The sequence below is a fragment of the Arthrobacter subterraneus genome, from assembly GCF_900099735.1.
In the GTDB taxonomy this organism is placed as follows: domain Bacteria; phylum Actinomycetota; class Actinomycetes; order Actinomycetales; family Micrococcaceae; genus Arthrobacter_D; species Arthrobacter_D subterraneus.
The window spans coordinates 1-21,767 of record NZ_FNDT01000020.1; the positions used below are offsets into that span (position 1 = coordinate 1).

At 64.5% G+C, this 21,767-nt stretch carries 19 protein-coding genes; 7 read left to right on the forward strand and 12 right to left on the reverse strand.

What is annotated here, in order from left to right; translation table 11 throughout:
- From BLS52_RS15340 to BLS52_RS18570, 5 genes are all read left to right on the forward strand, one after another.
- A partial coding sequence (locus BLS52_RS15340; protein ID WP_139186288.1) for an integrase core domain-containing protein occupies window positions 1-293 on the forward strand: 293 nt, incomplete at its 5' end.
- A 256-nt stretch (window positions 294-549) separates the two neighbouring features.
- Window positions 550-1,263 carry a DUF3800 domain-containing protein gene (locus tag BLS52_RS15345; protein WP_139186289.1) on the forward strand — a complete coding sequence of 238 codons (714 nt, stop codon included), beginning with the start codon at window positions 550-552 and terminating at the stop codon, window positions 1,261-1,263.
- Window positions 1,264-1,377: 114 nt separating this feature from the next.
- Window positions 1,378-4,560, forward strand: coding sequence for a type I restriction endonuclease subunit R (locus BLS52_RS15350; protein WP_090587881.1), 3,183 nt, complete (start codon window positions 1,378-1,380; stop codon window positions 4,558-4,560).
- Window positions 4,561-4,999: 439 nt separating this feature from the next.
- Window positions 5,000-5,482, forward strand: a complete 483-nt coding sequence (locus BLS52_RS15355; protein ID WP_090587883.1) for a helix-turn-helix domain-containing protein — start codon at window positions 5,000-5,002, stop codon at window positions 5,480-5,482.
- Window positions 5,483-5,508: 26 nt separating this feature from the next.
- Window positions 5,509-5,658, forward strand: coding sequence for a hypothetical protein (locus tag BLS52_RS18570; RefSeq protein ID WP_175460195.1), 150 nt, complete (start codon window positions 5,509-5,511; stop codon window positions 5,656-5,658).
- Window positions 5,659-5,712: 54 nt separating this feature from the next.
- Here BLS52_RS18570 and BLS52_RS15360 read toward each other — a convergent pair whose 3' ends face one another.
- From BLS52_RS15360 to BLS52_RS15370, 3 genes are all read right to left on the reverse strand, one after another.
- Entirely contained in the window at window positions 5,713-7,167 is a 1,455-nt protein-coding gene (locus BLS52_RS15360; RefSeq protein WP_090587884.1) for a S8 family serine peptidase, read from the reverse strand.
- Window positions 7,168-7,367: 200 nt separating this feature from the next.
- Complete coding sequence (locus BLS52_RS15365; protein ID WP_090587886.1) at window positions 7,368-7,670, reverse strand: P-II family nitrogen regulator; 303 nt, start codon at window positions 7,668-7,670, stop codon at window positions 7,368-7,370.
- Between the two features lie 13 nt (window positions 7,671-7,683).
- On the reverse strand, window positions 7,684-8,616 hold the full coding sequence (locus BLS52_RS15370; protein ID WP_090587888.1) for a sodium-dependent bicarbonate transport family permease: 933 nt from the start codon (window positions 8,614-8,616) through the stop codon (window positions 7,684-7,686).
- Between the two features lie 74 nt (window positions 8,617-8,690).
- Here BLS52_RS15370 and BLS52_RS15375 point away from each other — a divergent pair, with 74 nt between their 5' ends.
- The gene (locus BLS52_RS15375; RefSeq protein ID WP_090587889.1) at window positions 8,691-8,975 is read left to right on the forward strand and encodes a helix-turn-helix transcriptional regulator; all 285 of its coding nucleotides are present in this window, start codon (window positions 8,691-8,693) and stop codon (window positions 8,973-8,975) included.
- Between the two features lie 14 nt (window positions 8,976-8,989).
- Here the strand turns inward: BLS52_RS15375 and BLS52_RS15380 are convergent, their stop codons facing one another.
- Window positions 8,990-10,288, reverse strand: coding sequence for an ATP-binding protein (locus tag BLS52_RS15380; RefSeq protein ID WP_090587891.1), 1,299 nt, complete (start codon window positions 10,286-10,288; stop codon window positions 8,990-8,992).
- Between the two features lie 283 nt (window positions 10,289-10,571).
- Here BLS52_RS15380 and BLS52_RS15385 point away from each other — a divergent pair, with 283 nt between their 5' ends.
- Window positions 10,572-12,278, forward strand: a complete 1,707-nt coding sequence (locus BLS52_RS15385) for an HNH endonuclease signature motif containing protein (protein WP_175460196.1) — start codon at window positions 10,572-10,574, stop codon at window positions 12,276-12,278.
- A 219-nt stretch (window positions 12,279-12,497) separates the two neighbouring features.
- On the opposite strand, the gene BLS52_RS15390 is transcribed toward BLS52_RS15385, so the two are convergent.
- The 8 genes from BLS52_RS15390 to BLS52_RS15425 form a co-directional block, all read right to left on the reverse strand.
- On the reverse strand, window positions 12,498-12,680 hold the full coding sequence (locus BLS52_RS15390) for a hypothetical protein (RefSeq protein WP_139186291.1): 183 nt from the start codon (window positions 12,678-12,680) through the stop codon (window positions 12,498-12,500).
- A 138-nt stretch (window positions 12,681-12,818) separates the two neighbouring features.
- On the reverse strand, window positions 12,819-15,845 hold the full coding sequence (locus BLS52_RS15395; RefSeq protein WP_090587895.1) for an alpha-mannosidase: 3,027 nt from the start codon (window positions 15,843-15,845) through the stop codon (window positions 12,819-12,821).
- 5 nt (window positions 15,846-15,850) lie between these two features.
- A complete protein-coding gene (locus tag BLS52_RS15400; protein WP_090587897.1) occupies window positions 15,851-16,753 on the reverse strand; it encodes a carbohydrate ABC transporter permease in 903 nt (300 codons plus the stop codon).
- A complete protein-coding gene (locus tag BLS52_RS15405) occupies window positions 16,750-17,595 on the reverse strand; it encodes a carbohydrate ABC transporter permease (RefSeq protein ID WP_425425044.1) in 846 nt (281 codons plus the stop codon). The genes BLS52_RS15400 and BLS52_RS15405 overlap by 4 nt, the downstream gene beginning before the upstream one ends.
- Before the next feature lie 131 nt (window positions 17,596-17,726).
- A complete protein-coding gene (locus BLS52_RS15410; protein ID WP_090587899.1) occupies window positions 17,727-19,094 on the reverse strand; it encodes an extracellular solute-binding protein in 1,368 nt (455 codons plus the stop codon).
- Between the two features lie 166 nt (window positions 19,095-19,260).
- Complete coding sequence (locus tag BLS52_RS15415) at window positions 19,261-19,863, reverse strand: DUF305 domain-containing protein (RefSeq protein ID WP_090587901.1); 603 nt, start codon at window positions 19,861-19,863, stop codon at window positions 19,261-19,263.
- A 63-nt stretch (window positions 19,864-19,926) separates the two neighbouring features.
- Window positions 19,927-20,379: a hypothetical protein gene (locus BLS52_RS15420; RefSeq protein ID WP_139186292.1), complete on the reverse strand. Its 453-nt coding sequence runs from the start codon at window positions 20,377-20,379 to the stop codon at window positions 19,927-19,929.
- Between the two features lie 91 nt (window positions 20,380-20,470).
- Entirely contained in the window at window positions 20,471-21,667 is a 1,197-nt protein-coding gene (locus BLS52_RS15425; protein ID WP_090587904.1) for an ROK family transcriptional regulator, read from the reverse strand.
- Window positions 21,668-21,767 lie beyond the last annotated feature (100 nt).

Below are 21,767 nucleotides of genomic sequence, written 5' to 3' on the forward strand. Positions count from 1 at the left end.
GGGGCAGTCAGTTCCGGTCCCGCAAGTTCGTCTCCGCACTGCACGCCAGCGGCTTGAAGGGCTCGATGGGCAGGGTCGGTGCATGCGGCGATAACGCGGCCATGGAATCGTTCTTCGCCCTGCTGCAGAAGAACGTGCTGAACCGGAAACGGTGGGAAACACGCCAAGAACTACGCCTCGCCATCATCACCTGGATCGAGCGAACCTACCACCGCCGGCGACGGCAGAAAGCCCTCGGTAAACTAACCCCGATCGAGTTTGAGACAATCAACAACATGGCGCTAGCCGCCTAGAAACTATCAACCCCACGAGTCAACCAAAACGTGGGCAGTCCCGTCTGCGGCACAAATCAGGCGAATAGTGGAAGTACTACTTTCACTATTGCCAAGCGTCGAACAGCTGGAAGCAAAACTGGCCGACGACGGTCCACCAGCATGATCACCAGGGGGAACGCATGACAGTACAAACCAGCTACCGGAAAGAGCGCACAAGCGTCAGTGCCCTACGCCTCGACGTCATTCAACTCGAAGTCCTGGGGGCGCACTGACCGTGCTGCTTACCTTCATTGATGAATCTGCTCGAGGACAGAAGTATTACTACATGGGCGCACTCCTAGTCGGATCGCAGGCCGCGGTGCAAATAGAGAAAAGTTTCGACCAGATCGGCGCTATGGTGGCGTCTCAGGTCCGCGGATTCGATCCAAAGACCGAATTGCACGCCTACGAACTGTTTCAAGGAAAAGCACTCTGGAAAGACGTGCCCGTTTCGTTGCGGGTCAAGGCTTCCCGCCTGGCCGCGAAAAGTCTTCACCAAGCGGGCGCAAAGTTCGTATTTAGGGGAATCGACGTACCAGCACTTGAGCGGAAGTACAGCAAACCACACGAGCCACATGCGCTGGCGTTGTGTCACGCGCTGGAGTCGGTTCAGAACGTCATCAATTGGGACTATAACAACGAAGAGTTCGCGCTCGTTCTAGCCGACGAGCATCATTCAGCACCGGATAGCAGGAGTCGGTTCGGAAATCTTAAGAACGGTGCCTTGGAGGGATTCACAAAGGTTCCACTTCATAATTTCCTCGACACAATCTACTTCGGGCCATCGCACCACAGCAGGTTACTTCAGGCAGCCGATATCGCAACCTTTTTCACTAACCGCTATATGACAGTCGAGGAAAATCATCCGGTAGCGAGAACTGCCATGGCCTCGATCCAGACCAGCCTGATGTCAATCACTCGCTACAAGTACATCTGGTCACCAACCTGACCTGACAGCACGAAACCCCGCTCAGTGGCGGGGTTTCGGATGGGCGGGAGGCGTTTCCGCGTCCTACTTTCCCAGCATAACATTCAGCCGTAGATCGACAAACAGGGGGAACAGATGACACTACAAACCAGCTACACCGAAGCCGACTGGGAGGGCCTCACCCTCGAGGTCCTCGCCGAACCGCTCGGCTGGGAACCTAAAGCCGGCGAGTACATAGCACCCGGCTCCGGCGAACGCGATACCTGGGACGAGCTGCTCATCCGCCCCCGCCTTCTCGACGCACTCCGCCGGCTCAACCCCGACGTCCCCGCCGAGTACATCAAGCAGGCACTGGCCGACATCACCTCCCCGAAGTCGCAGGACGCCCTCACTGAGAACCACCGCATCCACCGGTTCCTCGTCGAGGGCTATCGACTCAGCTACATCGACTCCGACGGCACCGAACAGAACCCAACGCTCCGCCTTCTCAGCACCGAACCCGCCGACAACAACTGGCTCGCCGTCAACCAGGTCACCCTGCGGCAGGGAGATTACCGCCGTCGCCTCGACGTCGTCCTCTACTGCAACGGCATGCCGGTCAGCATCCTCGAACTCAAAAAGGCCGGCAGCGCCCATGCCGACGTCGGCGGCGCCCACGCCCAACTCCGCACCTACCTGCGGGAATTCCCCATGGCGTTCCGGTTCTGCGTCTTCGCGCTCGTCTCGGACGGGATCATCGCCCGCTACGGCACCCCGTTCACACCGTTCAACCACTTCTCTCCCTGGAACGTCGACGGCGACGGTAACCTCGTCAAGCCCGGCCAGATCGTCGACGGCGAACCGATGCATCCGCTCGAAACCGCCCTCCTCGGCCTCTATGAGCAGCTCCGCTTCCTGCAACTGACGACGTCGTTCACCGCCTTCGATGAAGGGTCCGACGGACTCTCCAAACGCATCGCCAAACCGCACCAGTACTTCGCCGTCAACAAGGCCGTGGGAAGCACGGTCCAGGCGGTCGAGAGCAACGGCAAGGCCGGCGTCGTCTGGCACACCCAGGGCTCCGGCAAGTCAATGGAGATGGAGCTTTACGCCAACCAGGTCGGGCGGCATCCGCGGCTGCGGAACCCCACCATCGTGGTCATCACCGACCGCAATGAACTCGACGGACAGCTCTACGAGACGTTTGCCCGCAGCCTGCTCCTGCCCGGCACGCCTCAGCAGATCCGCAAGCGTTCCGAGCTCCGCGAGGAACTCAGCAACCGCACCACCGGCGGCATCTACTTCACCACGCTGCAGAAGTTCGGCCGCAGCAAGGACGAGCGCGACGCCGGCCACGACCACCCGCTGCTGTCCGACCGGCGCAACATCATCGTGGTCGTCGACGAGGCGCACCGCAGCCACTACGACGACCTCGACGGCTACGCCCGCCACCTCCGCGACGCCCTGCCCAACGCCACGCTGATCGCGTTCACCGGAACGCCGATCTCCTTCGAGGACCGCAATACCAAGGAGGTCTTCGGCGAGTACATCGACATCTACGACCTCTCCCGTGCCGTAGAGGACGGCGCCACCGTGCCCGTCTACTTCGAGCCGCGGCTGATCAAGGTCAACCTCGCCGAGTCGGTGACGCAGGAGGACCTCAACCTCGCCGCTGACGAGGCAACCCGAGGCCTCGACGACACGGAACGTGCGCGCCTTGAGCAGAGTGTCGCCGTCGTCAATGCGGTGTACGGGGCGCCGGAGCGGATCAAGTCGCTCGCCGCGGACCTGGTGGCGCACTGGGAGGACCGGCGGACGCAGATGACCAAGTTCATCGACAAGCCGGGCAAGGCGCTGATCGTCGGGGCCACGCGGGAGATCTGCGCGAACCTGTATTCGGCGATCGTGGCGCTGCGGCCGGACTGGCACTCGGGTGATCTCGACAAGGGCCGCATCAAGGTCGTTTACTCGGGCGATGCCACCGACGTACCGCCGGTCAGCACGCACGTTCGTCGCGACAGCGCCAACGCGTCCATCAAGGAGCGGCTCAAGAACGTCGACGATGAGCTGGAACTGGTGATCGTCAAGGACATGATGCTCACCGGGTACGACTCACCGCCCCTGCACACCCTGTACCTGGACCGGCCGCTGAAGGGTGCGCTGCTGATGCAGACGCTCGCCCGCGTGAACCGCACGTTCCGCGGCAAGCAGGACGGGCTGCTGGTGGCCTACGCTCCACTGGCGGACAACCTGGCCAAGGCGCTGGCGGAGTACACGGACACCGACCAGGCGCGGAAGCCGATCGGCAAGAACATCGACGAGGCGGTGGGCATCGCCACCGACCTGGTGCAGGAGCTGCGCACCTTGCTGGCCGGCTATGACTGGAAAGCGGTCCTGCACCGCGGCGGCCCCAGGGCATTCCTGAACGCGGTCAGCGGCGCGGCCAACTATCTGCGTGACCCCGGCACTCCCGGCAACAAGCCCGACGACGACGGCGAAACGCTTGCTGACCGGTACCGTCGCATTTCGGGACAGTTGGCGCGGGCATACGCGCTCTGTTCCGGACGACTGGTGGAGTTGCGGCCGGAGATCCAGGTGTATGAGGAGATCCGGGTCTGGATGGCGAAGTTCGACGCCGAGGACCGGCAGTCACGGGGCGAGCCGATCCCAGCCGAGATCCAGCGCATGCTCAATGAGTTGATTGCGACGGCCACCGCTTCCGGTGAGGTCGTGGACATCTACGAGGCGGCGGGGATGCCGAAGCCGTCGCTCGATGATCTGACGCCGGAGTTCGTTGCGGCGACGCGTCAGGCACGGAATCCGCAGCTCGCGATTGAGGCGTTGCGGAAGACCCTCATTGAGGAGTCGACCCGGGTTGCGCGTAACAACGTGGTGCGGCAGCGGGCGTTCGCGGAGCGGATCGCCGAGCTGATGAACAAGTACACCAACCAGCAGCTCACTTCAGCAGAGGTCATCGCGGAGCTGGTCGAGATGGCGAAGGAAGTGGCTGCAGAGTCGAAACGCGGTGAGCGTTTTTCGCCTCCGTTGAATGACGACGAACTCGCTTTCTACGATGCCGTCTCGCAGAACAAGTCTGCGGTGCTGGAGCAGGGGGACGATGTACTCGCGAAGATCGCGAGGGATCTGGTCGAGGTGATGCGTCGCGATGTGCGGACCGACTGGACTGTGCGGGACGACGTCCGGGCGAAGCTGCGGTCTTCGATCAAGCGGCTTCTCGTCAAGAACGGGTATCCGCCGGACAAACAGCCGGGGGCGATCAAGCTGGTGATGGAGCAGATGGAGTCAATGGCGCCGCGGTTTGCGGAAGCACGGGGGTAGCGCCCGATACGCTGTTTCTCATGACTCTTCTCGCGGCTCCTACGTACTCGGGATGGTGCCGTCCGCCCTTCGAATGGCTGGCTTATGGGCGCTGAGTGGATTCTGGCGAGAGACGTCAGAGGGGAAGTCCACAAGGACATCTTCGATGCATTGGTCGAGCTGGAGGATGCCGGTTGGCGTCTTCGAAGACAGGGCCACAAGTTCTATATCTACTGTCCGTGCGGGGAGGATGGTTCATCCATCCGCATCAACGGCACTCCGCGTAGCCCCACCTGGCATGCGCAGCAGATAAGAAGGGACGCGTCTCGGTGCCCTGACAGGCACGATCTACTCCGAAGGCGAACATAGCTGTTTACAATTGACAACACCGCGTCGTAGGTGGCCTACTGGGTACATGCCACCTACGGAACCGCTGGAACTTCGGTTAAGTCTCCGCCCTTTGAGCGAGGCTCAGGAGGACTTCCTTTGCGATGAGTGGGATGCCCACATTTCCCGCCACGGGAAGCAAACTTTCGCCGCAGTGCTCCTTGCAGGGCCGGCCCTGGATTCATTCTTCGACCTCGCTAAATCACTCGATGGTGCGGGCATCGAAATTCTCTCCGTCGTCCAGGACCTTGTCACCGCTTCTGAAATTGCTGAGCGTCTCGAGGTATCGCGACAGGCAGTAAACAACTGGTGCCGCGGAACACGCAAGGCGGCTTCCGACTTTCCTGAACCCGTTGTCCTCGCGGGCGCGCACCTTTGGGACTGGGGCCAGGTTGTTCAGTGGGCTCGCACTCATCTCGTGGTGAACGATGCCGTCCAGTACCCGTCGCCTGATGAAGTTGCGATCCTCAATGGCCATCTCGCCTCGGCGCGCCAGCATGCGAAGGGATGGCTCACCGCGGCAGTCGATCCGTCTATGGCCAGGAAAGCAATGTAAGGACCGCCATGGCAATGGGTGCACCAATGAGTTCTGAACAGCACGAACATAACGTCGACGAGCTCGAGGAGAGCGACGATGCACAGGCGTTTGACGCCGCCATGGCCGAGGAAGGCGATAACGTTCCGTGGGAGCAAGCGCTCGTTGAGTTCGGCTGGTCCGACCCGAAGATCTAGATCCCATCCCACCTCGTGGCCAGGAAGACGACGGCGCCGCCCTCCTCACCGCTGCTACCTCGCCCGCACCGTGTTGGACCGCGCTGACTCCGGACTGCTGCCGAGCTTGTTCGTGGCCACAACGCTGAACGAGTAGTAGCTGCGTGACCGCAGTCCGGTCACCGTGACGCTGGCCACCGAGGCTGAGACGGACAGCGCCGCGATCCTGCTGGTGCCCGAGTAGACGTACAGGGTTTGCCCGGTCAGCGGCGAACCGCCGTCGCTGCCCTTGGTCCAGGTCACCTTTGCCGATTTGCTGCCCGCAGTGGCCTTGACATTGGTTGCGGCTGCCGGCTTGGTGGCCGTCGTCGTCGTTCCTGTGCCGACATAAAGCAGCCGGTTCGGCGTGCCGGTCGATGCTCCCGCAATGGCCCCCGTCGTGGAGGCCCCGGTGATATTGGTTGCCACCTGGGCCGGCGTGAGTGCCGGATTCTGGGAAAGCACGACGGCGGCAGCACCGGCCACGTGCGGTGAAGCCATGGAGGTGCCGTTCAGGGTCGCAACCGCGGTATTGGAGGTGTGATAGGCCGATGCAATCCCGACGCCGGGCGCATAGAGGTCAACGCAGGAACCGGTGTTGGAGAAGGAGGCCTGTCGGTCCGAGGAATCGCTCGCCGCAACAGTGAGCGCGGCTGAAACCCGTGCCGGGGAGCTGGTGCACGCGTCGACAGCTGAGTTGCCGGCAGCGACGGCAGCGGTGACGCCGTCGTTGATGACACTCTGGAGCGCGGCATCAACGGTGGAGTTCGCCCCGCCGCCCAGGCTCAGGTTCACCACAGCGGGTACGCCGGCAGCGTGGTGGGCGGCGACCCAGTCCAGGCCGGCGACGACGTCGGACATGTAACCGCCGCCGTCGCAGTTGAGGACGCGGACCGGAATCACCGTGGAGGACTTCGCGATGCCGTAGGTGGTGCCGGCTACCGTGCCGGCCACGTGGGTGCCGTGTCCGTTGCAGTCGGAGGATCCGCGGCCGTCCGCGATGGTGGTGTATCCGGCGGCGACCCGACCGCCGAAGTCGGCGTGGGAAGCCAGAACGCCGGTGTCCACGACGTATACGTTGACGCCCGCGCCGGCGGCAGGCGGCGTGTAGGTGGAGGAGAGGGGCAGGGTCCGCTGGTCGCTGCGGTCCAGTCCCCACGGAGCGTTGGACTGGGTATTGGAGATCCGGACGGGAAGATCCTGCTCGACGGCCACGACGTTCGGTGCGGTAGCGAGCGCTGCGGCTTGTGCCGGCGTCGTCGTAATCACGGCGGCACGGACGGCAGTGGAAAAGGTGCGCCCGACAGCCTTACCCGACTTCCGCAGGGAAGCGGCGGCCGCAGCGACGTCGGTGCCCGGCGCATAGCGCACCAGATAGCGGACCGGGTCTTCGCCGGTTGCGGGTGCGGCGGTTGCGGCGCCCGGAACGAAGGCGCTCAGGGCGACCGCTGTGATAGTTGCGGCGGTGAGAGCGCGGAATGATGGGCGCACTGTGTACCTTTCAGGTCCGAAGGTGGGCGGAGAAGTTCGACAACGGTTGGTCGCCGGATGACTTTCCCACAACCAAGCTATTCGTGCGCCAGACGTTGCGGCTCGGATCTTGGGAAAGCCTCAGGGAAAGCTGACCGAGCTGCACCAAAAGCTGCGTGTTTCATACCGAGCGGGCTACACCCGTCCCAGGGCACCGATGATCAGAACTTTTCAGGCCGAAGTACAGAGACGTCGCTGATGAAGAGGATCATCGCGTAGTTCTCGTAGTAATGGTCGCGGACATACGCTGCGATCCTCTCGGCGGTCGGTTCGTCGCAGACCACTTCCAGGCGGATGTTCGCGTCGGTTTCCCAGCCCGCGCTTCGGGCGCCGCGGTGCCCCTTCCCCCGTGCGTCCGTGATCGTGTAGCCGTGCGCACCGAGCTTTTCCACATCCTGCACCAGGACAGTTTCCAGTGCCGCTTCAGTGACAATGGTCAGCAGCTTTCGGGTGAAACTTTCCATGCTTTATCTCTCCCTAACCGTGGATCCACGTCGCGATTGAATAGTAAATGGGAATGCCCAACAGTACGTTGAAGGGGAAGGTGACCCCGAGCGATGCCGCCAGTGACAGGGTGGGATTGGCGTCCGGGACGGACATTCGCATGGCTGCCGGCACCGCGATGTAGGAGGCGCTGGCAGCGAGAGTGGCGAGCATGGCGGTTCCGCCGAGCGAAAGCCCGAGGACGGTTCCCAATCCAGCGCCGATCAATCCCGAGAACAGCGGCATCGCGATGCCGAACGCCACCAGGAACAGCCCGTGCCGGCGAAGACCACCGATCTGGGCAGCGGTGATCAGACCCATTTCGAGGAGGAAGAGAGCCAGGATCCCCTTGAACAGGTCAAAGAACAGCGGCTCTATCGAGGACAGACCGTCCGGGCCGGCGATCCACCCTATGAACAGCCCGCCCATCAGCAGGACGATGCCCTTGCCGCCGAAGACCTCGTGGGCAACAGAGCCCCAGCGCGTTCCCCGGGAGAATCCCCGCGCCAGCACAATGCCGACCAGGATGGCGGGCACCTCCAGCAGGACGAGCAGCAGCGGCATGTGCTCCTCGAAAGCCACCTCGCGGCTGCCGAGGTAGGCGACGGCCACGGCGTACGTACCCACGCTCACGGAGCCATAGTGGGCGGCAATGGACGCCGCGTCGGCACGCTTGAGCCGCCCGATATAACGCAGGACCGGAAAGGCCAGCAGCGCCAGTGCGAAGCCCATGACGACGACGGCGAGCATCTGCGGTACCAGCGCTCCGAACGGTTGCCGGGCAAGTTCAATGCCGCCCTTGAGACCGATGGAGAGCAGCAGCACTATGGTCACCAGCTCATAGACAGCTGCCGGCAGACGCAGTTCGGAGCGCAACAGACCCGCGGCTGCGCCGAGCAGGAAGAACAGGATGACGGGGTCAATCATGGAACCATCGCACCACATGCGCTATCTAAAACACGAATTACATTACGTGCAACAGGTAGCGGTTATGCTGGAGCGTGGCCGACTGGACATTTCTCAGCAATCACGCGCATGTACTGATCTGTATCGCGCGGGACCCGGAGCTGCGCATGCGGGACATCGCAGCGAGCGTCGGGATCACCGAACGGGCGGCACAGCGGATCGTCGCGGAACTGGTGGACGAGGGCTATCTGGAGATACAGCGCAGTGGACGGCGCAATACCTACCTGATCCACTCTGATGTCCCGCTGCGCCATCAATTGGAGGCGCACCACAGCATCGGTGAGCTCCTTGGGACACTGGGGGACGCCGGCGAAGGCTGACCGGTTATATCCGGCTACACCCGCCCGAGGGCACCGATGTCTTCCAGGAACTGCTCGTGAACCTGTTCGCTGACCGTGGTCCGGGTATCGTCGATCGCATCGAGATAGTCCTGGGTGGACGGGCCTTTTCCGGGCTCCCGCTCCCCCGGGCCGCTGCCGTTCCCGTAAACGGCTTTCTCCAGCGCACGCTGGGAAGCGCTGCGGGCTGCGTACTCAATGTCAGCCGGGGTGAAGCCATCGGTGCGGCGCACCAGAAGGTCCACATCGACGTCGTTCACTACGGAAGCCGGAATGAAGCGCTGCCACATGGCCTCGCGGGCCTGATGGTCCGGCAGGCCGATGGGGATGACGTAGTCGAAACGCCCGTGGCGCAGGAAGGCGGAATCCAGGGTGCGGATGAAGTTCGTGGCGCAGATGAGCAGCCTGCCCGGCTGTTCGCGGAACGCCGGGATGATCTTCAGGAGCTCGTTGGTGACCCCCTGGAGCGGCGACGGCGGTTCACCCGACCGGTGCGACGCGATTTCCTCGACCTCATCAATGAAGACGACGGCGTGCTCCAGCTCCGCGATCTGCAGGAACGTCTCCCGGAGCGCTCCCGCCAGCCCCTGCGGATCAGCTGCCAGCCGTGACGGGAAAACCTCCACAAACGGCCATTCCAGCCGGGAGGAGATTGCCTTTGCGAAGGTGGTCTTCCCGGTTCCGGGCGGGCCGAAGAGAACGACGGCGCGCGGCGGCACCACGCCGAATTCATCCGCCAGATCAGCCTTGGCCAGTGGCAGGACCAGACGACGCTCCAGCAGCTCCTTCTCCCGGTGCATGCCTGACACGTTTTCCCACAGCCCGCGGGCCAGCACCCTCCCGCCGAGGGAGCTCAGGGGCTCGAGCTCCTGGCGCTGGACCGGGATGATCCGTTCGAAGTAGCGCAGGTTCTGCTTCATCGCGAAGCCCCTGCTGATGAAGGCGCCCACCCGCGTTTCGGCTTCCGGCATCAGCGCTGAGAGTTTGGTCAGCCCGTGCGGAGCCATCCGGCTTTCCACGGCTGCGAGCAGAGCGGTTCCGATTCCGCGGCTGCGGTATTCGGGGAGGATGGCCAGGAACACGATCCAGCCCTGGTCGTGGGCGGCCCGCCCGACTGCTGCGCCGATCACCTGGTCATTTTGGACCGCGACGACGGCGTGATCCTTCTCGCAGGATGCCAGCACTTCGGAGAGCGAATAGACGGGCTCGACGTTGTTTGCCTTGACGGTTTCCCAGAGGTGCAGGATGCCGTCCAGGTCGGTCGAGTGGAAGTCTCGAACCCGCCACTTCGTCATGGTGTGCCTTTCCTTGCCGGATGTCCTCTCCACTCTCCAGCATTTCCGCCTGATGTGGGGCTGTTGTGGATGAGAAGAAACGCCGTTCTTCGCGCGAGAGGAAAAATGGCCCTCATGGAATCGCTGTTCCTGGTCGGATCCGAAAATGTCACACCCGGATGATTGAGTGTTTTGTATGAAGAACGTGGTTGGGGGTGCCGGTCCTGGGACGGGTGGCGGCGCTGGTGATGAAACTGATCCCGCTGGTGGTGGTGCTCGTGCTGGTGGTGGTGAACGGTTGCCGGTGCCGTGGTCGGTTTCGGAGGCCGAGCTGGAGCAGGCGTACGCTGAGGCCGACCTGCCTTGGCTGGAGATGCCGCTTGGCCAGGCGTTGGGACTGGACTGGGACGATGAGTTCGACGACGACGGTCATGATGAGCGTGTCCGCGCTGCGCGGGAATCAGCGTCGGCATTCGAACTGATATCCCTCCTGCAGGACGTTCCAACACCGGAATCCCGGCGGTCGCGGACAATTACTGATGCGCTGAATCTCCTGCGGGCAGTGGACCGTCTATCCTCCTGGGCCGCCGCCCGGCAGGCTTTCCTGATCGCCGAGGTGTTCGACCACATTCAAGGAATGGACGGAACTCAGGGGCCGAGATCCGGCCAGGGAGAGCACGGGCAGAGTGGGGCGGATTCCCGGCTTAGCTTCACCCTCGCGGCGCAGGAGATCGCCCCGTTGTTGCGGGTTCCGGGGCGGACCGCCCAGCGGATGCTCGGCGACGCTCTCCGGCTGACGCAGGATCTGCCGGGGACATGGGCGGCGTTGGAGGAGGGCAGGGTCAGCCCGGTGCAGGCGCAGGTCCTGGTGGAGGAATCCGGGTCCCTCCCCCTCGAAGCCCTACCCACTTTTGAGGAGACGGTCCTGGGATCCGCTGGTGCGTTGACCCGCCCGAAACTGGCACGCCGGTGCCGGCGGGTCCGGGAGGAACTCCACCCGGAATCGATCACTGTGCGCAGGGCACGGGCGGTGCAGGACCGTTCGGTGAGTGTTCAGCCGGAGCAGGACGGGATGGCGTGGCTGGGGGCGTACCTGCCCGCGGAGCAGGCGCACGGGATTTTCAACCGGGTCGACGCCGCCGCCCGCTCCCTCCAAGGCCCCACTGAGGCGCGGATCCTGTCCCAGTTACGGGCCGACGTGTTCGCTGATGTCCCGACCCACACCTGTACCGGGGACGTGAAGAAAGGCACCGGGTTCCGCGGGATCGGGGCCAGCGTATTCGTCACCGTCCCGGTCATGACCCTCCTGGGGCATAAGCGAAGCGACTGGCAAAACCTCCTCACGAATGCGACGGAAGACGACGCGGAGGCTGGAGTCGGGGCCGGCGCCGGGGGCATCAAGGGTTTCGGCGGAAAGAGCGCGGAACGTAGCGGCGGCGCCGGTGGCACCGGCGACGGTGCCGATGGTCCTGGCACCCGGTCGTCCGGCTTCGCGGACCCTGACCCCGGTGCCGGTGCCGGAGCCGGCGTGGATGGCCGGAAGCCCCGCGCCGGCACCGCCCCCGGTGTTCCGGACGTGTCCGGGTGTCAGAACGGCCTGTTGGACGGGTACGGCCCGATCGACCCGGACACCGCCCGCAGCCTCGCCGCGCACGCGCCGAGTTTCACCCGGATCCTCGTCCACCCCGAAACCGGGGCGGTGCTCAGTGTCGGCAGGGACCGGTACCGGCCACCCAAACACCTCCAGGACTGGGTAAGGATCACCCACCCCACCTGTACCCATCCGGGGTGTAACCGGTCATCCTGGACCTGCGACATCGACCACCTCACCCCCTGGGCGCACGGCGGGCATACTGCGCTGGAGAACCTCGGACCCAGATGCAAACTCCACCACATGATCAAAACCGAAGGGATCTGGCCCGCCGGCAAAGACCAACACGGCACCCCTCACGTCACCTCACTGGGCGGGAAAACCTACACCACCCTCCCCGAACCACCACCACCCTTCTAAGGCCCAGGCGGCTTGAATAGGCGCATAACGGACTCGCCGAACCTCCCCGGTTGGTGTCACGCGCAAAGTCACGGGCGTGGCTCGGTCTCCGCTGCCCAGGGTTTGCCGCCGCGCAGGGCTACCGGTCAGATGAACAGCGCGGATCAGTGAACGCTACCCGAACCGGCGTGGGTTAGTCGTCGCTGCGCGAAGAACCCACGCCGCCCGAACCGGTTGGGGTTAGTCGCTGCCCGAAGAACCCTCGCGGCTGGCTTCCTCCTGGCGCTCCTGCAGCTTCTGTTCTGCTTCCCGACGCCGATGCAGCATCGCCTGCTCGTCCTGGTTGCCGCTGTGCTCATCAGGAGTCTTCCGTTTGGGCCGGGCGGCGACGTTGTGCTCGTCTTCGTGGGAAGTCTCACTCATGCCAACCATGCTCCCACCGGCCATCCAGGAAGGGAACCGGCAGACAGTAGAAAAGCAAAGCGAACCGCCTCAGGTGCGCCCGGCAACCCAAAGCGAACCCAACCCCAGCGACCCAGCCGCAAACCGGGACCGGCCAGCCTAGCGAGACCGAACCCGAAACCGCAGCGTCACCAACTGGAACGGCCGCAGCGAAAGCGCCACACCGTCGTCATCGTCGATGAATTCAACGGAAAGAGGCCGCTCCAGCAGATCGGTCACCTCCACCGACGAGTACCCGAACCCAGTGGAAAGCACCGCCGACGCCCTACCGCCGAACGCCTCATACAGCCGCACAATGACATCGCCGCTGCGGTCCTCTGCCAACTTCACGGCTTCCACCACCACCGCCGGGTTGGACACCGTCACCACCGGTTCAACCGAGGTCGTACCCACCCCCGCAACCGCGCGAACCGGCAGGTTCACCCGGTACCCCTCCGCAACCGCCTCGGCCACCCCGGACGCCGGCCGCAGCGAGAACCGGAAACAGTGCGAGCCCTGGTCAGCCTGCGGATCCGGAAACAGCGGCCCCCGCAACAGCGATGCACGCACCAATGTATGCGGCACCCCGGAGGGCGATTCCACCCGGGAAATGTCATACCCATACGTCGAATCGTTCGCCAACGACACCCCGAACCCGGGCTCCCCCACGTGCACCCAGCGGTGCGCCACCGTCTCAAAACGCGCGGCATCCCAGGACGTGTTCACGGCGGTAGGCCGCTGAATGTGCCCGAACTGGATTTCCGACGCCGCCCGGTCCGTGAGCACATCCACCGGAAACGCGAGCTTCAGAAGCTTCTGCTGCTCATGCCAGTCGGCCTCGATCGCCATGTCCACCGCAGTACCGTCAGCACTCAACGAAATCCGCTGCACCAGCCGCGACTTCCCGAACACCCGCTCCACCCGCAGCACCGCACCGACAGCCTCCACCGTCACCGCATCGGTCAGCTCGGTGACGTTGAACTTGTAGTGCTCGTCGATGTCCCACGCATCCCACTGGTTCGGCGTATCCCGGAACAGCTGCAGCACATTCGCCCGCATGCCGGCAGGAATCACTTCGCGCCCCCCACCAAGAGCAGCACCCCCGGCGAGGCTGACCAGCGAGGTGAACAATCCGTTCTCATCGACCGTGAGCCGCAGCGAATCACTCTCCAGCACCCAGGAAGATCCCTTCCGCACCGGTTCGAAAACGGCCAACGACGGCGGCACTGCACCTCCCAGCGCCGGCACGCCGCCGACGCGGTACGGGCCTGCATTCAGCGACACAGCGGCGGCACCGGAACCCAGCAGCGCACTCAGCGCTGCCTCGATCAGCGACTCAAGTGATGCCTCGACCGCCGTGTAGTTCCGCTCCGCTTCCTCATGCACCCAGGCAATCGAGGATCCGGGCAGGATGTCATGGAACTGCTGCAGCAGGACGGTGTGCCAGGCGGTTTCGAGCTCGTCGTACGGGTAGTCGAAACCGGCACGGAGCGCAGCCACCGAGCACCACAGCTCCGCCTCACGCAGCAGATGCTCACACCGGCGGTTGCCATGCTTGGTCCGGGCCTGGGAGGTGTACGTGCCGCGGTGAAACTCGAGGTACAGCTCGCCGGACCACACGGGCGCATCCGGATACTCGGCAGCCGCCTCCGAGAAGAACCGGGTCGGCGAGGACAGCGTCACGGATGGTGAGCCCTCCAGCGAAGCGGTGCGTTCCGCCGCCGCGAGCATCTCGCGGGTAGGCCCGCCGCCGCCGTCACCCCAGCCGAACGGAACCAGCGACGTGTTGGCGGCACCCTTCTCCCGGTAGTTGCGCTGAGCCCGCGCGAGATCAGGCCCGCTGAGATCCGAGTTGTACGTGTCCACCGGCGGGAAGTGCGTGAACACCCGCGTCCCGTCGATGCCCTCCCACTGGAAGGAGGAATGCGGAAACAGGTTGGTCTCATTCCAGGAGATCTTCTGCGTCAGGAAGTACTGCGACCCCGCCGCCCGCACCAGCTGCGGCAGCGCCGCGGAGTACCCGAAGGAATCCGGCAGCCACACCTCCTGCGGCTCCACACCGAAGTTCTCCAGGAAGAACCGTTTTCCGGCGACAAACTGCCGCGCAAGGGCCTCTCCCCCGGGCATGTTGGTATCGGATTCCACCCACATGCCGCCCGTCGGCACAAACTGCCCGGACCGCACCTTCTCCGCAACCCGTTCAAACACATCCGGATAGAAGGACTTGAGCCACGCATACTGCTGCGCCGAGGACGCCGCGAACACAAAGTCAGGGTTGCGGTCCATGAGCTCCAGCACGTTGGAGAAGGTCCGCGCCACCTTCCGCACGGTCTCGCGGACCGGCCAGAGCCACGCACTGTCGATGTGTGCGTGCCCGACGGCATGTATCCGGTGCGCACTCGCATACGCCGGGGAGGCCAGCACCCCGGCCAGGCAGGCGCGGCCGGCGGCAGCCGTGCCGCTGATGTCGGACGGGTCGACGGCGTTGATCGCCTTCTCCAGCGCGCGCAGGATCCCGTGCCGGCGCGGGAGGTCAACGGGGAGCTCGTGCATCAGCCCGTTCAGCGTCCACACGTCCTGGCCCAGCTCCCAGGCCTCACGGTCAAACACCGCCACCTCTGCCCGGCGGAACGTGTACAGCGGATCGGCCCCCGCGGTGGACAGGGAACCGAGCGGGGTGGGCCGGTAATCGAACCCGTCAATCACATTGGGATTCGAGGCCGCCTCAACATAGAACTCGACGGCGCCGCCCGGCGCCGCATCGAGCGGCACCCACATATTCAGCGGCTCCAGTGCCTTGATCACCCGGCCGTCCGGCGCGTACACCAGCCCTTCCGCCTGGAATCCGGGCATGATCCGCGAGAAACCCAGGTCAATCACGGCCTCCACGGACCCGCCCGCGGACCACTCCTCCGGCACCGTCCCGGCGAACCGGAACCAGGTGGTCCCCCAGGGCTGCCCCCAGGCCGAGCCCACCACAAACGGCTCAAACCGCTGGGATGCTGCGTCCGTGAACGGCACGGGTTCCCCCGGTGCTTCCCAGAAGGAGACCTCCAGCGGCACGGAAACCGGCCACACCGCGGGAGTCAGCCGTTCGGCGAGGAAGCGGGCTATCCGCGCCTCAACGAGGAGTCGATTGTCGTGCATGTGATCTAACCTTTCAGGGCGCCCGACATGGCAAAGGAGCCACCGAACACACGCGAGACGAGGACGTACAAAACAATGACGGGCAGCGCGTACAGAATCGAGAACGCGGCCAGCTGACCATAGGCGATCGTCCCGAATTGCCCGAAGAACCGGAAAATACTCACCGCGGCCGGCTGGTTCTGCTGGGAGAACAGCAGGATGAACGGCACGAAGAAGTTCCCCCACGCCTGGATAAACACAAAGATGAAGACGACGCCGAGACCCGGCCGCATCAGCGGAACCACAATATGCCATAGCGCCTTCATGGCGGACGCGCCGTCCACCCACGCCGCCTCCTCCAGCGACACCGGCACGGAGTCCATGAAGTTCTTGGTCATCCAGATGGCCATGGGGAGCGAGGTCGCGGCCATGAAGAACGTGGTTGCCGCGAGTGAGTCCAGCATGTTCAGCTGCACAAACAGGCTGTAGACCGGGACCATGATCGCGGTGATCGGCAAACACGTGCCGAAGAGCACCGTGTAGAGGAACGGCCGGTTGAACCGGGTGTTGAAACGGGACAGCGGATAGGCGGCCAGGACCGCTGCGATCACCGTGACCGCCGCCGATCCGGCGGACAGGATGAGATTGTTCCACAACGGCAGAAACGTTTGTTCCGGCGTCAGGATTGCGGTGAAGTTGGCCAGCGAGAACGACGCCGGCAGGGCAGTCTCGTACGTCGCTTCCGCATCGAAGGACGCCAGTACCAGCCAGCTGAGCGGCACCACGAAGCACAGGGCAATCAGGCCCAGAACGGCACTCGCGGTCCAGCTCGGTGAGCCCCGGTGGGCACCGCGGGGGCTGCCGGCTCCGCCGGTCCGGGGTGCCGCCGTCGTCGTCGGTGTGGGTGTGCTGGAAAAGGGAACGCTCATGACGGGTTTCTCTCGCGCAGCAGGCGGATGTACGCGAGGGAGAACGCGGCGCCGATGATGAGCATGACCACGGCGATCGCCGTGCCGTAGCCGATGTCGCTGTAGCGGAAGGCTTCCTCGTAGGCCATGATCGGCAGGGTGGTGCTGCGGTTGGTGGGGCCGCCGGCGGTCATGACGTAGATCAGCGTGAACACCGCGAGGGTCTGCAGCGTGATGAGCATGAGGTTGGTCGCGATGCTGCGCCGAATCATCGGAACCGTGACGAAGACCAGCGTCTTGGCGCCGCCCGCGCCGTCGATCTCCGCGGCCTCGGTGACCTCCTGCGGCACATCGTCGAGCGCGGCCTGGTACACCATCATCGAGAACGCGGTACCGCGCCAGACGTTGGCGAGGATGATCGCGAGCATCGGGTGCTCAAAGAGCCAGTCCACCGCGGGCAGGCCCGCGAACCCGGTGAGCTGGTTCAGCGTGCCGTCGCGGAAGAAGAAGGCGTACGCCACGAACGCCGCTACGATCTCCGGTAGCACCCACGCTGCCACCACGCAGATCCCGACGACGTCGGAAACTGGCCGGTGTGCCCGTCTTATCAGCAACGCAAGGCCGAGCCCGAGGAAGTTCTGCCCGATCACTGCCGAGACGAGCACAAAGATGACCGTAAGCAGCAGCGACTTCGGGAAGAGCGGGTCTGCGAACAGGCTGGTGTAGTTGTCGAGGCCGATCCACTCGGGGTTCTTGGCGTTGGCTCCGGTCAGCGCGGCGTTGGTGAAGGACCCGTAGAAAGACCACACGATCGGTCCGGCCAGGAAGATCCCGATGAGCACGATCGCAGGGAGCAGCGGCACCGCCTTGAGCAGCGAGGTGGTGGAGCGGGAGCCCCGTCCGCCCAGCTCCCGCTCCTGCCTGTTGTTCCCGCGGTAACCCCGACGCGCGGCGCCGGAGGAAGAGCCCCGGGAAGTGACCGTGGAAGAGATGGCTACTCCTCAACGACATTCTCTTCGCCGACGATGGCCTTGAGCGCTTCGTCGTAGGTTGCTGCCGCTTCCTCCGGGGTAGCGCCGCCGGTGATGACAGCTTCGGTGGCTTCCTGGACCGCCGTCGAAATCTCGGCGTAACTCGAGGTGGCGGGCCGGTAGTTGGTGACATCGAGTACGGCTGAGACATCCTCGACAAACGGGTTGGCCTGCAGGTACTCGGGCGCGTCGGCGACGTCAGTGCGGACCGCGATCTGCGAGTTGTCCACCGTGTACTGCAGCAGGTTTTCCTGGGTCATGGCGGTGGTGAGGAACTCGAACGCGAGGTCGGGGTTCTCTGTCCCTGCGCCGACCGCGAGCGTCCAGCCGCCCGACATGCTCACGGCGCCCGGCTCCTGCCCGTCCTGGGTGGGGAAGGGAGCCACGCCCATGACGTCGGCGTACTCCGGCCACTCCAGCATGCCGCCTTCCTGCCAGAACGACGGCGCGTAGGAACCTTCCACGGTGGCGCCCATCTGGTTCTCGGGGAGCATGGTGCCGAGGACCACCTGCCATACATTCGGATCGAGGGCCTCCGCCGGCGTGACGGCAAGTTCCTCGTCGTAAAGGGTCTTGAGGAAGGCCAGCGAGTCGATAAAGCCCTGCGAACCTGCGATCCACTTCTGCGACTCCTCGTCGTAGAGGCCGCCGCTCTCCGTTCCGTAGAGCAGCTCGTAGAAGCTCTGCATCACGGTGCCCTCGCCCGTGCCGGTTCCCGCATACATACTGAAGGGCCGTGAATCGGGCTGTGCTTCCTTCACGGTGCGCGCCATCTCGAGGAGGTCATTCCAGGATTCGGGCTGCCAGGGGACTTCCACCCCTGCGTCCTCGAGCACCCGCTCGTTGTACCAGATGACCCGGGTGTCGGTGCCGAGGGGCACCGCGTAGGTGCTGCCGTCGTCGGCCTTTCCTGCTTCCTTGGCCCCCTCGTTGAAAGAGACCCACTCATCCCAGCCGGCCAGGCGCTCGTCAAGGTTCAGTAGGTAGCCGGCCTCGACGTCGGAGCGGAGGCGGAAGGTGTCCTCGTAGAAGACGTCCGGAGCGGTGTCCGGCGAGCGCTGCGAGAGGGCGAGGCGGGTGTTGTAATCCTCGTCCGTTCCCTCGACCGGTTCCAGTTCAACAGTGACGCCCTCGTTGGCGGCCTCGAACTGCTCCTTGGTGGTCTGCATCAGGGTGTCCAGCGGGGAGGCGTCCCCCGCCTTCTGGTAAATGATCCGCAGTGTGTTGCTGGAAGCTTCTTCCCCGCCGCCGCCGTCGCTGCCGGAGCAGCCGCTGAGCACGAGGAGCGCGGCAAGCGCCGCTGCAGGAGTGGTTCGAGAGGCGCCGCGCATGGTTTCTCCTTTGAAACTGGGGCATCGGGAGGCTGCCGCTACCAGGAATAGTACATCGAATGGATTTAACCCACAATGCCCCGCGTTGATTTGGCAGGACACACCCCGTATGGACCACTATTCACGGCGTGTCCTGCCAAATCAACGGTTGGGTATGAGCGGAAGGTTACGGACCCGCGAGCAGGGCCCGCATCTCCTCGATCTCCGCCTCCTGGGCGGCCACAATGGCTTCGGCGAGCGCGATCGCGTCAGGGTTCTCCCCGTTCTCGATCTCCTCCTGGGCCATAGCGACGGCGCCCTCATGGTGAGCCGTCATGGTCTCGAGGAACATCCGGGCGGCATCATCGGCTTCGGCTGATTCCAGTTCCGCCAGCTGGTCCTGGCTCAGCATGCCCTCCATGGAATGGCCCTCCATACCGCCGTCCATCGCCATGGGTTCACCCCAGGCCTCCAGCCACCCCGTCATGGTTTCGACCTCGGGCGCCTGGGCGTCCTTGATCCTGGTAGCCAGGTCCATCACTTCCGGGTTGATGCCTTCCTTGGCGAGCACCATGTCGCTCATCTCCACGGCCTGCTGGTGGTGAGGAATCATCATCTGCGCGAACATCACGTCGGCGTCGTTATGCGCGGCGGACTCCGGCGAACTGGATGAGCTCGAGCCGCCGGACGACCCGGCCGGGCCGGGCTGCGACTCCGCACCCGCCCCGCAACCGGCCAGGGAAACGACGGCGGCAACGCCCAACGCTGAAAGGGAAAGGTAACGCTTCATGGTTGATCTGATCCTTCTGTTCTCTGTGTCTGGAATGTGCTCGATGCCCCGCGGGCACCGCACTCAGGTCCGACTGATGCAGAGTCGGACCAGACAGGGAACAGGAATCGCCAGTGGTCGCAGGAGAATCAGGGGCGGCCCGCGCAGCAGCACCGCACCGGGCACCATCCTGCCCATGGGAAGCAGGAATGCCAGCAGGGTCACGACAATGAACGCCAGCACGCAGAGCCCCAGCGCCACGGCGTCGTCCTCACAGGACCCGGCACAGCCGTGTACCGGTCCCGGGTCAGTGCCGGGCGCCGGAGCGGGAGCGGGCGAGGCATGGTGGGAAGCAGGCTCGACGGCGGCGGTCACCGGTGCCGGCAGCGCATGGACCCCGTGTGCCGCCGTCGGTCCGTGGCCGCTCATCCAGACATGCATCGCCAGGATCCCGACAATCACGGCTACCAGACCCAGAAAGCCGACGACGGCGTGCGGAACGGCCAGGCCTGCCCTGCCCGCCCGTGTTCCGCTCATCGCTGCTGCCTTCCCGATCATCGGTACCTGAATTTATACCCCTAGGGGGTATGTGTCAAGCATGGAAATCCGCTGGTCAGAACAGTCGGGCTCAGCGCGCCAGCATCAGGCGTTCAGCACGGGGGCCAAGGGTGCGCTCGAGCATGAGGCATGCCGCCCCGACGGCTGCAACGTCGTCGCCGATTCCGGTGGAGACCACCTCCACGGGATGGATGCTCCGTGCGGCGCGGAAGCCCAACAACGACGACGGCACCACCTCCAGATACCGACTCGCCAGCGGTTCCCAGAACGGCCCGCCGAATACCACGCGGTCCACATCCAGCGCGTTGGCGAGCACAGACACCGCCCGGGCCGTTCGCACAGCCGCGCGGTTGAGAATCTCGACGGCGAGGTCGTTCCCCTGGTCTGCAGCGGTGCAGAGCTGAAGCAGCCCGTCGGCCACATCGCCGTTGCGGTGCCGCTCCTCATTCAGCACGCCCAGCCGCTCCGCCTCGAGCACCAGGGACTGCGGATCGCAGGTCACCGCGATGCAGCCGCGCATCCCGCAGGCACACTCGGGACCGTTGCAATCAGTGACGATATGCCCGATCTCCCCGGCGTTGCCCGAGGTCCCGCGTATCACCTCGCCGCCCATCACTATGCCGCTGCCGATACCCGTTCCGATATAGACGAAGACAAAGCTTTCCGTGCTTTCCCGGCCGCCGCCCCAAATCTCGGCGACAGCGGCAGCTATCACATCCTTCTCCACAAGAACCGGCATGCCGGTGGCCTCTGCCAACGCATCCCGCAGCGGAACCCGGTGCCAGCCAAGCAGGAGGGGAGGGTCCACGACAGCGCCCGTCGGCTGGTCGATTGGCCCGGGCGGTGCCACGCCGATGCCTTCAATACGTGCGGGATCGACCGACGACTCGGCGAGCAGCGCGCTCACTTCACCGGCGATCGCATCGATGATCCCGCCCGGCTCTGTCCTCTGCGGAATTTCGCGGACCTTGCGGTGCAGCACCACACCCATCAGGTCCATCAGCAGCACCGTCATCAGCGCCGGGTCCAGGTGGACGCCGATCGCATATCGACCCGACGGGTTGATGCGCAGGATGGTCCGCGGCTTGCCCGGGCCGGAGCCGGATTTCCCGGCCTCCACAATCAGCTCCTCAGCCAGCAGGCGCCGGGTGATGTTGGAAACTGCCTGCGGGGAGAGCCCGATCAGATCCACCAGCTCCACCCTGCTCAATCCGTCACTGGATCGCCGGATAGCATCAAGAATGACGCTCTGGTTGAAGTCCCCCATCCGGGGGAGATTGGTGCCACGGCGCACGTTCAAGCCTTTCGCTCAGGACGGCTGATGCACGATAGTACCGCCACTTTCAGCACAGCACCGGCCGCGTCGC

Excerpts from the sequence above, each read along its gene's own strand:
- BLS52_RS15415 (WP_090587901.1), bottom strand. The coding sequence starts at position 19,863 with ATGAAGCGTTACCTTTCCCTTTCAGCGTTGGGCGTTGCCGCCGTCGTT.
- BLS52_RS15370 (WP_090587888.1), bottom strand. The coding sequence starts at position 8,616 with ATGATTGACCCCGTCATCCTGTTCTTCCTGCTCGGCGCAGCCGCGGGT.
- BLS52_RS15410 (WP_090587899.1), bottom strand. The coding sequence starts at position 19,094 with ATGCGCGGCGCCTCTCGAACCACTCCTGCAGCGGCGCTTGCCGCGCTC.
- BLS52_RS15395 (WP_090587895.1), bottom strand. The coding sequence starts at position 15,845 with ATGCACGACAATCGACTCCTCGTTGAGGCGCGGATAGCCCGCTTCCTC.
- BLS52_RS15400 (WP_090587897.1), bottom strand. The coding sequence starts at position 16,753 with ATGAGCGTTCCCTTTTCCAGCACACCCACACCGACGACGACGGCGGCA.
- BLS52_RS15365 (WP_090587886.1), bottom strand. The coding sequence starts at position 7,670 with ATGGAAAGTTTCACCCGAAAGCTGCTGACCATTGTCACTGAAGCGGCA.
- BLS52_RS15380 (WP_090587891.1), bottom strand. The coding sequence starts at position 10,288 with ATGACGAAGTGGCGGGTTCGAGACTTCCACTCGACCGACCTGGACGGC.
- BLS52_RS18570 (WP_175460195.1), top strand. The coding sequence starts at position 5,509 with ATGAGTTCTGAACAGCACGAACATAACGTCGACGAGCTCGAGGAGAGC.
- BLS52_RS15425 (WP_090587904.1), bottom strand. The coding sequence starts at position 21,667 with ATGGGGGACTTCAACCAGAGCGTCATTCTTGATGCTATCCGGCGATCC.
- BLS52_RS15420 (WP_139186292.1), bottom strand. The coding sequence starts at position 20,379 with ATGAGCGGAACACGGGCGGGCAGGGCAGGCCTGGCCGTTCCGCACGCC.
- BLS52_RS15350 (WP_090587881.1), top strand. The coding sequence starts at position 1,378 with ATGACACTACAAACCAGCTACACCGAAGCCGACTGGGAGGGCCTCACC.
- BLS52_RS15390 (WP_139186291.1), bottom strand. The coding sequence starts at position 12,680 with ATGAGTGAGACTTCCCACGAAGACGAGCACAACGTCGCCGCCCGGCCC.